Here is a 12092-nt window from a genome sequence, read left to right on the forward strand (position 1 = left end):
CACGCAGCAGCATCCAGGCGGCCTTCATGGGGGAGATTCCGTTGGCAAAACATCTGGCACAGGCCGCTGCCCGGCGCGCTGCTAAGCATCGTCGACACGCCATTCGGCTGGCCGTGGCCGGCACCGCAGTCGTTGCGGCACATGCCGTTGGAATCCACGGCAGCGGCTCCGTTCTTCCTTCCGGCGAGGTGGCGGCCCAGGGGCCCCAGGCCGTATCGGTCACATCAAGGTTCGGCTCTACGGTTGTGGTGGCTGGGCGGGACGCAGTTCCCGGCGCCGCCGCTGTCTCGGCCCCGGCGAGGGCAGTTTTGTCCTACAGCCGGACCGAAGTCCTTACCAAGCCGAAGGAAGTGGTCAGGAAACTCGATGCGGCTCAGGCCCAACGGCGGCGCCCCTCAGCAGGAACCCTGAGGGCGCCACTTGAAGTTCTGCATCGCAGCTCACGCTATGGGTTGCGGAAAAGTCCGATCACGGGCTCGGCAGGGGAGTTTCACTGGGGTTTGGACTTTGCCGCCGCCTGCGGAACACGCGTTTACTCCGTGGATGCCGGCGTTGTGCGTGCAGTGGGATGGCATCGATGGGGTGGCGGCAACAGGGTGGAAGTCGATCACGGCAACGGCCTCATCACTACTTACAACCACCTTGAAGGCATCGCCGTCAGGAAGGGCCAGTCGGTACAGGTCGGCGAAGTCATTGCCAAGGTCGGAACCACCGGTGCATCAACAGGCTGCCACCTCCATTTCGAAACGGTTCTGAACGGCCGCCACACGGATCCCGAGAAATGGACGCTGCTGCCACTGCGCCAGGCGGAACCCTTCGCGGACATGGCACTGACGGACTATCGGAAAGCCGGCAGGACGACGGACGAACCAGCGTGGGCGGTCCCCGTCACAGAAAGCCACCACCACGAGGCGGCGGACCATGAGGCTGAAACGCCGAAGAGGACCGCGTCAAAGAGGAAGTCCTCCTCGCCCTCGGCCGCTGTCCCTGCACCGGCTCCTGCAAAGCCGGCCCCTGCGCCGACGGCACCGGCTCCTGTTGCTTCTGCTGCGCCAACTCCCACCCCTACGCGCAGGGCCGCACCGAGCTCTGCGCCGGTTCCAATGCCTGTTCCCACCCAGGGCACGCAGGAGTCCGTAAAGGAACCGGAACGGGAACCCGAACCAACCACAGTGCCGGCCACCGCCAAGGCAGTCGCCGCGCCGGAACAATCGGCGGCGGCGCCGGCAGGTTCCCAGTCCGCCGCGCCGTGAAAGCTGGAGGCGCGGACTGTGCCGTTCAACTGCCTCCGTCGAAACTGACCAGGCGGCGGGCGGACGCCTCGTCCAGGATCAGGTCTGTGGCAAGGCCCGCTGCCAGTGCTCCACGCAGCCCGTTGATCTTGGACGCGCCGGACACCACGCAGATCCGCCGGCGGACCTGCCGCAATTGCTCAAGCGAAGGTCCGGTGGACCGTTCGTTCAGCGTGATCCCGTCGGAGGAACCGTCGGCCCGGAAAAACACCGTCGCCACGTCCCCCACCACGTCGGAGCTGGCCAGTACGTTCAGGTCGTCCTCGTCGAGGTAGCCGCCAGCGTACACGTGGCTGGGGTAGTCCGCGTCCACGGATCCAACGCCGAAAATTGCGATGCTCATTCGGGACTGCAGATCCAGGATGCGCTGAACGCTGCGCTCATTCCACATGGCGGTCTTGGTCGCTGCGTGGTCAAAGAAGGCCGGCACGGGAAACTGCTCAACGCGCGCACCGTAGGCGCTGCCGAAGCGGCGCATGATGTCGCTCGCGTATGTGATTCCCGTGGTCTGCATATTGCCCGCACCGTTCAACTGCACAACGATGGTGTCATGGGTGATCTTCCGGGTGAGGTGCCGGCTGACGGCGCTGAGCGTGGCACCCCACGCCACGCCAATGATGGCGTTCGAATCCACGAGAGGGCCGATGGTCCGGGCGGCCTGCATTGCCACACGGTCCAGTGTTTCCGCCTCATTCAGCGTGTCCAGCACCGGTACCACGTGAACATCCACACCGTATTGGGAACGGATCAGCCGCTCCAGTTCGGGGCCGGTATCCAGCGGACTGCGGATCTGAATCTGCACCAGTCCCGTTTCGCGGGCGGTCGAAAGAAGCCGGGAAACCGTGGACCGGGACGTGCGCAGTTCACGGGCTATGGCGTCCATGGTCAGGTCCTGGAGGTAATAGAGCTGGGCTGCCCGAAGGGCTTCGGAATGGCGCGGACGCGGCATCACTGCTCCGTTCTGCACGTTTGTGCATTGTGCTTGACGACATTTTCCATTGCTTCGAAGAATAGGTGATGAAAGGCGGTCCGCTCCACAGCGAGCCGTTTGTAACAGCCCAAGGACCAAACCCAAAGGAGCAGTTTTGGGACTCAAGGATTCATCCGGCCATCCGTTCACCTCCAGTGCAGCGCACCGTACAGCGCGTGCATCCGTGGCCAGCCTGCGGCAGAGGCCCAACGCCCGTGTGCTGATCGTCGGAGGCGGCATCAACGGCGTCGGCACCTTCCGCGACCTGGCCCTGCAGGGCGTCGACGTGGCGCTCGTGGAGCGCGGCGACTACTGCCAGGGCGCCAGCGGCGCATCCTCGCACATGATCCATGGCGGCATCCGCTACCTCGAAAACGGCGAGTTCCGCCTCGTGCGGGAATCCGTGGTGGAACGGAACCGCCTCCTGCGGATCGCGCCCCACTACGTCAAGCCGCTGCAAACCACCATTCCGATTTTCAGCACCTTCTCCGGGGTCCTCGCAGCGCCGCTGCGTTTCCTGACGCACAAGCAACACGGCAAGCCCAAAGAACGCGGTGCCTTCCTCATCAAGCTCGGGCTCAGCCTGTACGATTCCTTCTCCCGCGACGGCGGCAGCGTCCCCCGCCACCAGTTCCGCGGCCGTAAGAAGGCGCTGGCTGAATTGCCGCTGCTGCACCCCGGGGTCAAATACACGGCCACATACTTCGACGCCTCCGTCCACAACCCGGAGCGACTCACTCTGGACGTCCTCCAAGACGGAGAGAAGGCCGGCGCCGTGAAGGCGGAAGGCAGCGCGCGTGCCAGCAACTATCTCTCGCTGGCCTCGGTCAAGTCCGCCTCGGCGGGCTCAAGCACGGTGGAGCTCCGCGACGAACTGACAGGCGAGCTCTTCGACTTCACCGCGGACATCATCATCAACACCACGGGCGCCTGGGTCGACCTCACCAACCAGGCGATGGGTGCGCCGTCATCCTTCATGGGCGGCACCAAGGGCTCCCACATCGTCCTCGACCACCCCGGCCTGCTGGCTGCGTGCAACGGCCGCGAAATCTTCTTTGAGCACACGGACGGCCGGATCGTCCTGATCTACCCGATGGGCGACCGCGTCCTGGTGGGCACCACGGACGTGGACGCCGACATGTCCGAGGACGCCGTGTGCACCGAAGACGAGATCGACTACTTCTTCGACCTCATCGGCCACGTCTTCCCCGACATCGCCGTGAACCGGCAACAGATCGTCTACACCTTCTCGGGTGTCCGTCCCCTTCCACGGCACGACGCCACCCAGCCCGGCTTCGTCTCCCGCGACTACCGCATCGAGCGGCGTGCCCCGGAAGCCGGCGGCAGCGGCGCCGTCGTTCTCAGCCTTGTGGGAGGCAAATGGACCACGTTCCGGGCACTGGCGGAACACCTGAGCAACGACGTCCTCGCCGAATTGGGGATGGAACGGAAAGTTTCGACGGCGAAACTCGCCATCGGCGGCGGGGCCGGCTTCCCGGACTCTGATGCCGGGGTCCAGCAATGGATCAAGGCGCACATGACCGGCTCCCGCGACGCCGACAGGGTCACAGGCCTGCTGACCAGATACGGCACCCGCGCAGAGGACGTCATCCGGTACCTCGACGGGGGGCCCGACAGCCTGCTCCGTTCAACCCGGGAACTGAGCGTCCGGGAGCTGGAATTCATGGCGGCACATGAGCAGGTCGGCCACCTCGTGGATGTACTGGTCCGCCGGACGTCGCTGGCGTTCCGCGGTCTGGTCACCGGCGAGCTGCTGAACGAGGTCGCGGACACGTTGGCGGAACCCCTGGGCTGGGACGCGTCAGAGCGCGCCGCCGAGATCCACCACGCGGAGGAGGTGCTCAAGCGGTACCACGGCGTCGAGGTCCACAGCCTGGTCGCCTAAGGCCCAGTGCCCGGGCAGGGCAGCCCGGACACGTGCCGGGACAGGTCACGCAGCCGACCGGTCCCAGCCGCCGCCAAGGCCAAAGCATTGGCGGCACACCGTCCTTCAAACTCGCGAAGGACCCACAACAGAAACAAGGAGTCAAAGATGTCTCTTGGATTGGTTTTTCTTTCCGAAGTCTTCGGAACCGCGATGCTTACTCTGCTGGGTTGCGGCGTCGTGGCCAACGTCGCGCTCAAGGGAACAAAGGGCAATAACGGCGGGTTCCTGATGGTCACCTGGGGATGGGGCATCGCCGTATTCGCCGGCGTGTTTGTTGCCGCCAGGTCCGGCGCCCACCTGAACCCGGCGGTCACCCTCGGCCTGCTGGTCAACGGCAAGCAGGAGTACGCTCCGGGCGTTCCGGTGGACGCGGCGTCCACGTTCACGTACTTCGGCGGCGAAATGCTCGGGGCCTTCCTCGGCGCGGTGGTCATGTGGCTGGCGCACAAGCAGCACTTCGATGTCGAACCTGAACCGGCCAGCAAGCTCGGGGTCTTCTCCACGGGCCCGGCCATCCGCTCCACGCCCTGGAACCTGGTCACTGAAATCATTGGCACCTTCGTGTTGGTCTTCGTGATCCTCACCTTCGGCGGCACCCCCTCGGGGCTCGGCCCACTGGCCGTGGCGCTCCTGGTCGTCGGCATCGGCGTGTCCCTGGGCGGTCCCACGGGCTACGCCATCAACCCCGCCCGTGACCTCGGACCGCGCATCGCGCACGCCGTGCTGCCCATCAAGGGCAAGGGCTCCAGCGACTGGAGCTACTCATGGATCCCCGTGGTGGGGCCGCTGATCGGTGGAACACTGGCAGGCCTCGCCGGGCTGCTCCCGATCGTCTTCACCGCAGCTACGTGATCCGCAAATACGGCGCCACTGAATCTCAGCAGTACTTGACCCACGACCTCACCCACGCCCAGACATACTCCACAACGACAAGGACGTCATCATGAGCCAATACATCATCGCCATCGACCAGGGCACCACGAGCACCCGGGCCATCGTGTTCGACCATTCCGGCAACATCGTCTCCTCCGGACAAATGGAGCACGAGCAGATCTTCCCGCAGGCAGGCTGGGTGGAACACGATCCGGCAGAGATCTGGAACAACACCCGGGAGGTGATCGCCTCCGCACTGTCCAAGGCGAACCTGACCAGGCATGACATCGCCGGCGTTGGCATCACCAACCAGCGCGAGACCACGGTGGTCTGGGACAAGACCACCGGCAAGGCCGTCTATAACGCAATCGTGTGGCAGGACACCCGGACCCAGCCGATTGTGGATGAACTGGCGAGGGAGGGCGGGCCGGACCGCTTCAAGCAGAAGGTGGGCCTGCCGCTGGCAACCTACTTCTCCGGCACCAAGATCAAGTGGATCCTGGATAATGTGGACGGCGCCCGGGCGAAAGCAGAAGCCGGGGACCTGGTCTTCGGCAACACGGACGCCTGGGTGCTCTGGAACCTGACCGGCGGTGTAGACGGCGGAGTACACGTCACCGACGTCACCAACGCCTCCCGGACCCTGTTCATGGACCTGGACACCCTGCAGTGGGACGAGGAGATTCTGGGCATCTTCGGCGTCCCCGCCAGCATGATGCCGGCCATCAAGTCCTCCTCCGAGGTCTACGGCACCGTCCACACGTCCCAGCTGCTGCGAGAGGTTCCGGTCGCGGGCATCCTCGGGGACCAGCAGGCTGCCACGTTCGGCCAGGCGGCATTCGAGACGGGCGAGGCCAAGAATACCTACGGCACCGGCTGCTTCCTCATCTTCAACACCGGCGAGGAGATCGTCCACTCCAAGAACGGCCTCCTGACCACGGTCGGGTACAAACTCGGGGACGCCGCGCCGCACTACGCCCTGGAAGGCTCCATCGCCGTCACCGGCTCGCTCATCCAGTGGCTGCGCGACAACCTTGGCATGATCAGCAGCGCACCGGAGGTGGAAACCCTGGCGGCATCCGTGAAGGACAACGGCGGCGTGTACATTGTTCCTGCCTTCTCGGGCCTGTTCGCTCCGTACTGGCGGTCCGATGCACGCGGCGCCATTGTGGGCCTCACGCGGTTCGTCAACAAGAACCACATTGCCAGGGCAGCGCTGGAGGCCACCGCCTTCCAGACCCGCGAGGTGCTCGATGCGGTCAACGCCGACTCGGGCGTTCCGCTCACTGAGCTGAAGGTCGACGGCGGCATGGTGGCCAACGACGCGCTCATGCAGTTCCAGGCGGACATCCTGGGTGTCCCCGTGATCCGGCCGAAGGTCGTTGAGACCACCGCCCTCGGCGCAGCCTACGCCGCTGGCCTTGCCGTCGGGTTCTGGAAAGACCTCGGCGAGCTGTCCGCCAACTGGTCCGAGGACAAGCGCTGGGAGCCGACGATGGACAAGGCGGAGCAGGACCGCCAGCTGCGGTTGTGGAGGAAGGCTGTGACCAAGTCCATGGACTGGGTGGACGAGGACGTGAAATAGCGCTGCCGTGAGGTAGTTCCGCGCCTGGCCCCTTCCGGGTCCGGCCCCCGGGCGGCCCCGGATCCGTGGAAGCCACGGGTCCGGGGCCGTTGCCGTCACTCAGTCGTCACTCACGAATCACTCAGTCGTGACTCAGTCATCGTCCTCCGGCGCTGAGACCTCGGCGCGCGGCGTCTTGGCGTACACCTTCTTGCTGACCGTGTACCCATGCTTGTCGATCTTGAGTGCCTGCCGGTTGATCTCCCGCAGCTTGTCGTCGCTGAGCTTCTTGATCTTGACGAGGTCCATGGTTTCCCGTTCCACGCCGCCGACGGCCGTCACCTTAACCAGCCCTGTGCCTTCCGAGTAGAACTTCCGTTGGTGGCCAGCGCTGGCCGGCTCGAGCGGATTGTATTCGTCAATGACCAGCACATCTTTGTAGTGGCCGGTGGGGACCCGGACCTGCTGGTGCTTCTTCAGGACGTCACCGCAGTCCAGGAAATCCACTTCCGGAGCGTAGGCCTGGACGTAGTGGGGAGCATTGATCCGGGGCTTGGCCTTCATCGCAATTCCCGCCTGCGCCTTGTCGAGCCCATGTATGAACGTGCTGGGCGCGCCCACGAACTTGCCGTTTTCGAACTCTTCCGGATACTCCCCGAAGAGCCACACGTCGCCCTTCCTGGTCTGGGCGAAGAAGGCAAGTTCGGACTCCACGAGCTCGCCGTCACTGTAGTCTCTGTCCCACATCACGAGAGTCTTCACGCCCCCCACGACTTTGGTGAGGCCTGTCACGGTGTGGACGACCGTCCGCACTGTGGTCTCGGTGGCGGTCTTAACAGTGCCGGTGGTCGTGTACTGCATGCCCGGCTTGAGTGGGAACCACTCGTTGTCGATTTTCGGTTCCTTGGGGAAAGCAGAGCGGTCAAACCTGATGGCGGACCCCGGCCCGCAGAGCTCCGGCGCAGCTGCCTTGGCGGCCGCCGCGGCCCCGGACGTTGATGTGAATGTGGCCAGAAACAGCATGAGCACTGAACCGACTGCAGTGAGGCGTCTCTTGTGCTGGAACATCTCGGTTGCCTTTCTCCATGGGGGATTTTGGTGCGGTTATGAGCGGGGAAGTCCGGCGGACCCAACGACGGCGGACCCAAAGACGGCGGACTCAAAGACGGCGGACTCAAAGACATGCGGGCCGCCCGGGGCGCGGCAGGATTCTGCGGGATGATTCGTTCGGGAAACGGGCAAACGGTCCACTGCAGGCTCCTCAAGCCGAGACCTTCGCCATACCCCCATACGCTTTGTTGAAATGGTGGACCCGCTTCCGCGGTTTGGCAATGGCTTTTCCGTTGCCCGCAACGCCATCCGGGGACCGCGTCCGGACGCGACTGTTTCAGCACGAATCCTGCGGAGACGCTAGAGTAGGTCTATGCGTGCGATCCTCCTGCTTAGCTAGCCGCCCGGTATCCCGGAACTACGGACTACCGAGCGGCCGCCCCTCCATGTCGAGGGGCTTTTGTGTGTCCGGGACTCATCCCCGGCAGGCGGCAGTGGATCAGACCGTTGTGACAGACAGACGTCATGACAGAACAGAAGAGGGCAGCAGTGAGCGTTCAGCCGGAGACCGAGACCGGAACAACAGCAGGTGGAGCCGAAGCCCCCGAGGAGGGTGTCTACAGCTTCGCGGCCATGGAGGCCCGGTGGCCGCAAGTGTGGGAGGACCTGAAGGTTTTCACCCCCGCCGACGACGGCTCCCGGGAGCGCCGCTACGTCCTGGACATGTTCCCCTACCCCTCCGGCGACCTTCATATGGGCCACGCCGAGGCCTTTGCGATGGGCGACGTCGTCGCGCGGTACCTGCGCCAGCAGGGCTACGACGTGCTGCATCCGATCGGCTGGGACTCCTTCGGACTTCCCGCCGAGAACGCGGCGATCAAGCGCAACGCGCACCCGAGCGAGTGGACTTACGCCAACATCGATACGCAGGCCGCGTCGTTCAAGCGCTATGCCATCTCGGCTGACTGGTCCCGCCGCCTGCACACGTCTGATCCCGAGTACTACCGCTGGACCCAGTGGCTGTTCAAGCGTTTCTATGAGCGCGGCCTTGCCTACCGCAAGGACTCCCCGGTCAACTGGTGCCCGAAGGACCTGACCGTGCTGGCCAACGAACAAGTGGTCAACGGTGCCTGCGAACGCTGCGGCACGGCCGTGACCAAGAAATCGCTGAACCAGTGGTATTTCAAGATCACCGAGTACGCGGACCGGCTGCTGGATGACATGTCCGAGCTTCAGGGGCACTGGCCCGAACGGGTGCTGGCCATGCAGCGAAACTGGATCGGCCGTTCCGAGGGTGCGCATGTACGCTTCGTGATCGAGGCCACGGACGGACGTGCGGAGCGGGAAGTCACCGTCTTCACCACGCGCCCGGACACGCTGTACGGCGCCACCTTCTTCGTGGTGGCGGCGGATGCGCACCTGGCCCTGGATCTGGTCACCCCCGAACATCATGACGCCCTCATGGCTTACCGCGAGAAGGTCAAGGCCCTCTCGGACATCGAACGCCAGTCCACCGAGCGCGAAAAGACCGGCGTGTTCACCGGCCGCTACGCCATCAACCCGCTCAACGGTGAAAAGCTGCCTGTCTGGGCCGCGGACTACGTCCTGGCCGACTACGGCACGGGCGCCATCATGGCGGTTCCCGCGCACGACCAGCGCGACCTCGACTTCGCCAAGGAGTTCGGCCTGCCGGTACGGGCGGTGCTGGACACCGGCGAGGAGGACCCCGGCGTCTCCGGCAAGGCAACGGCAGGGGAGGGGACACTGATCAACTCCGGCCCGCTGGACGGCAAGCCCAAGGCAGAGGCCATCCCGGCCGCCATCAGCATCCTGGAAGAGCAGGGCACCGGTGAGAAGTTCGTGAACTTCCGGCTGCGCGACTGGCTCCTGAGCCGCCAGCGTTTCTGGGGCACCCCGATCCCCATCATCCACTGTGCCGAGTGCGGCGAAGTGCCGGTACCCGACGACCAGCTGCCGGTGACGCTTCCCGAGGACCTGCGTGGCGAAGCGCTGTCCCCGCGCGGCACCTCCCCGCTGGCCGCGGCCGCCGAATGGGTCAACGTCGAGTGCCCGAACTGCGGACGCGCCGCCCAGCGGGACACGGACACTATGGACACCTTCGTGGACTCGTCCTGGTACTTCCTGCGCTTCGTCTCCCCGCACTACACCGATGGTCCGTTCGATCCCGCAAAGATCAACGAGTGGATGCCGGTCGGCCAGTATGTCGGCGGCGTCGAGCACGCCATCCTGCACCTGCTCTACGCCCGGTTCTTCACCAAGGTCATCCATGACATGGGCCTCCTCGCGGCCGACGAGCCCTTCAGCGCGCTGCTGAACCAGGGGCAGGTGCTGAACGGCGGCAAGGCCATGAGCAAGTCCCTGGGTAACGGCGTGGACCTGGGCGAGCAGCTGGACAAGTTCGGCGTGGATGCGGTTCGCCTCACCATGATCTTCGCCTCCCCGCCGGAGGACGACGTCGACTGGGCGGATGTCTCGCCGTCGGGCTCCGCAAAGTTCCTGGCACGCGCCTGGCGTCTCGCGCAGGACGTGACCAGCGAGCCCGGCGTGGATGTCACCACGGGCGACCGCGCCCTGCGGTCTGTCACGCACAGGACTATCGCGGACGCCGTGGAACTGCTGGACAACAACAAGTTCAACGTTGTCGTGGCCAAGCTCATGGAGCTGGTGAACGCGACCCGCAAAACCATAGATGCAGCCTCCGGTACCGGCGGGGCGGACCCCGCGGTCCGGGAGGCTGCCGAAGCGGTGGCCGTGATCCTGAGCCTGTTCGCTCCGTACACAGCCGAGGACATGTGGAACGTCCTGGGGCACCCGGCCTCGGTTGCCAACGCCGGCTGGCCCGCCCACGATGAGGCCCTGCTGGTGCAGGACACCATCACGGCCGTGGTCCAGGTCCAGGGCAAGGTCCGGGACAGGCTGGAGGTTTCGCCGGCGATCTCCGAGGATGAGTTGCGCGAACTGGCGCTGGCTTCGGAAAACGTTCAGCGCGCTCTCGACGGCCGCGGTATCCGGACGGTCATTGTGCGTGCACCTAAACTGGTGAACATCGTCCCGGCCTAGCCGGGGCCCAACTCGCTAGCCGGGCCCGGCCGCCGGTAATACCGGCGGCCGGGCAGAACCGCAGGAGGTGCCGTGATCGACCGTGAGCCCGGTGCCTGGCTGTGGTTGAAGGACCACCTGGCCCGCCTGCGCCAAGCGACCGTTCCCGGACGGGTTCCGTCCGCGGCGGAACCCGCCGTCGTCGTACGTACCGCCGTGGTGACGGACTCCGCCGCCGCGCTTCCCGCTGACTGGGTGAGGGGCTTCTCCCTCGACGGGCGGCTCGCGGTGGTGCCCATGCCGGTCATGGTGGGCAACGAAATCTACGGTGAGGGCGAAGACGACATCGCCGAGACCATCGCTGTTGCCCTCGCCGCGGCGACGCCGGTCAAGACCTCCCGGCCGTCTCCCGGGCAGTTTGAGCAGGCATACCTGGCGGCCGCCCGGCACGGCTACGAGGCGGTCGTGTCCATCCACATCTCCGGCGACCTCTCCGGCACCGCAGACTCCGCCCGGATCGCATCCGCCCGAGTCGGCATTCCCGTCGAGGTGCTGGACACCCGGACCGTCGGCATGGCGCAGGGACTGGCCGTGCAAAGCGCGGTCGTGGCGGCGGCCGATGGGCGCAGCGCCGCGGAAGTGCGGCGGTTCGCCGAGGAACGCCTCGCCAAGACCAAGGTGTACTTCTACGTCCCCAGCCTGGAACAGCTGCGGCGGGGCGGACGGATCGGGGCCGCCGCTTCCCTGCTGGGAACCATGTTGGCCATCAAACCAATCCTCGCGGTCGACGGCGGCAAGATCGTGCCGCTGGAAAAGATCCGTTCCGCCGCGAAGGCTGTTGCCCGCTTGGAGGAGCTCGTGGTGGCCGAGGCCGCGGCCAGGCCGCATGGGGAGGCCCGGCTGGCCATTCACCACTTCGGGAACCAGTCGGAAGCCGAACTCTTGGCCTCGCGGCTTGCCGTGGCGCTGCCGGACACCCCGCCGGCACAGATCAGCTCCCTGCCGGCGGTGCTCGCGGCCCACGCCGGGCTGGGGGTCCTTGCCGTGATCGTTAGCGAAAGCACCGTCTGCGGCGCCAGTGCCCTCAGCCAAGGGCCGGCCGCCGACGAGCCGGCTCCGCACCTTCCTGCCGGGCAACCACGCCAGGCAGGTCAGCCAGTCCAGGCGGATCCCGCGAAAGACCGCTGACGCTCTATCCACATACGGCGGTCCGGACCTGTCGGGCAGGAAACTGCATCTCCTACGGTGGTGCGTATGTCACGCCGGACCGCTGGACCTGCAGCCAGCGCTGCGCCACGCCCGGGCGCAGGCAGGCGTTCGGGCCCCCGCAAGGCG

Annotated in this window: 8 protein-coding genes and 1 pseudogene; 6 read left to right on the top strand and 3 right to left on the bottom strand. The window is 65.7% G+C overall.

Features of this window, described 5'->3' with window-relative positions:
• Nucleotides 1-26: 26 nt before the first annotated feature.
• Nucleotides 27-716 (top strand): annotated as a pseudogene (locus AC3A3W_RS04085) (M23 family metallopeptidase); the annotation flags it as partial.
• Nucleotides 717-838: 122 nt separating this feature from the next.
• On the opposite strand, the gene AC3A3W_RS04090 reads toward AC3A3W_RS04085, so the two are convergent.
• Together AC3A3W_RS04090 and AC3A3W_RS04095 are read right to left on the bottom strand one after the other, a co-directional pair.
• Nucleotides 839-1282 (bottom strand): hypothetical protein, encoded by a 444-nt coding sequence (locus AC3A3W_RS04090; protein WP_487440602.1) that lies wholly within the window; start codon nt 1280-1282, stop codon nt 839-841.
• Nucleotides 1279-2241, bottom strand: a complete 963-nt coding sequence (locus AC3A3W_RS04095) for a sugar-binding transcriptional regulator (RefSeq protein WP_487440600.1) — start codon at nt 2239-2241, stop codon at nt 1279-1281. The genes AC3A3W_RS04090 and AC3A3W_RS04095 overlap by 4 nt, the downstream gene beginning before the upstream one ends.
• Before the next feature lie 136 nt (nt 2242-2377).
• Here AC3A3W_RS04095 and AC3A3W_RS04100 point away from each other — a divergent pair, with 136 nt between their 5' ends.
• The 3 genes from AC3A3W_RS04100 to glpK all read left to right on the top strand — a co-directional run bounded on the left by AC3A3W_RS04100 (nt 2378) and on the right by glpK (nt 6668).
• Nucleotides 2378-4168 (top strand): glycerol-3-phosphate dehydrogenase/oxidase, encoded by a 1791-nt coding sequence (locus AC3A3W_RS04100; protein WP_487440593.1) that lies wholly within the window; start codon nt 2378-2380, stop codon nt 4166-4168.
• 147 nt (nt 4169-4315) lie between these two features.
• Entirely contained in the window at nt 4316-5062 is a 747-nt protein-coding gene (locus AC3A3W_RS04105) for an MIP/aquaporin family protein (RefSeq protein WP_487440594.1), read from the top strand.
• A gap of 91 nt (nt 5063-5153) precedes the next feature.
• Nucleotides 5154-6668 carry a glycerol kinase GlpK gene (glpK, locus tag AC3A3W_RS04110; RefSeq protein ID WP_487440595.1) on the top strand — a complete coding sequence of 505 codons (1515 nt, stop codon included), beginning with the start codon at nt 5154-5156 and terminating at the stop codon, nt 6666-6668.
• Between the two features lie 132 nt (nt 6669-6800).
• Here glpK and AC3A3W_RS04115 read toward each other — a convergent pair whose 3' ends face one another.
• Nucleotides 6801-7715, bottom strand: coding sequence for a hypothetical protein (locus tag AC3A3W_RS04115; protein WP_487440596.1), 915 nt, complete (start codon nt 7713-7715; stop codon nt 6801-6803).
• A gap of 531 nt (nt 7716-8246) precedes the next feature.
• Here AC3A3W_RS04115 and leuS point away from each other — a divergent pair.
• Both leuS and AC3A3W_RS04125 read left to right on the top strand, forming a co-directional pair.
• Entirely contained in the window at nt 8247-10778 is a 2532-nt protein-coding gene (gene leuS, locus AC3A3W_RS04120) for a leucine--tRNA ligase (protein ID WP_487440601.1), read from the top strand.
• 72 nt (nt 10779-10850) lie between these two features.
• On the top strand, nt 10851-11945 hold the full coding sequence (locus AC3A3W_RS04125; RefSeq protein WP_487440597.1) for a DegV family protein: 1095 nt from the start codon (nt 10851-10853) through the stop codon (nt 11943-11945).
• The last annotated feature ends 147 nt before the right edge of the window (nt 11946-12092 follow it).

The sequence above is a fragment of the Arthrobacter sp. Soil_N43 genome, from assembly GCF_057655195.1.

Coding starts and splice junctions, on each gene's coding strand:
- AC3A3W_RS04095 (WP_487440600.1), bottom strand. CDS start 2,241: ATGCCGCGTCCGCGCCATTCCGAAGCCCTTCGGGCAGCCCAGCTCTAT.
- AC3A3W_RS04105 (WP_487440594.1), top strand. CDS start 4,316: ATGTCTCTTGGATTGGTTTTTCTTTCCGAAGTCTTCGGAACCGCGATG.
- glpK (WP_487440595.1), top strand. CDS start 5,154: ATGAGCCAATACATCATCGCCATCGACCAGGGCACCACGAGCACCCGG.
- AC3A3W_RS04115 (WP_487440596.1), bottom strand. CDS start 7,715: ATGTTCCAGCACAAGAGACGCCTCACTGCAGTCGGTTCAGTGCTCATG.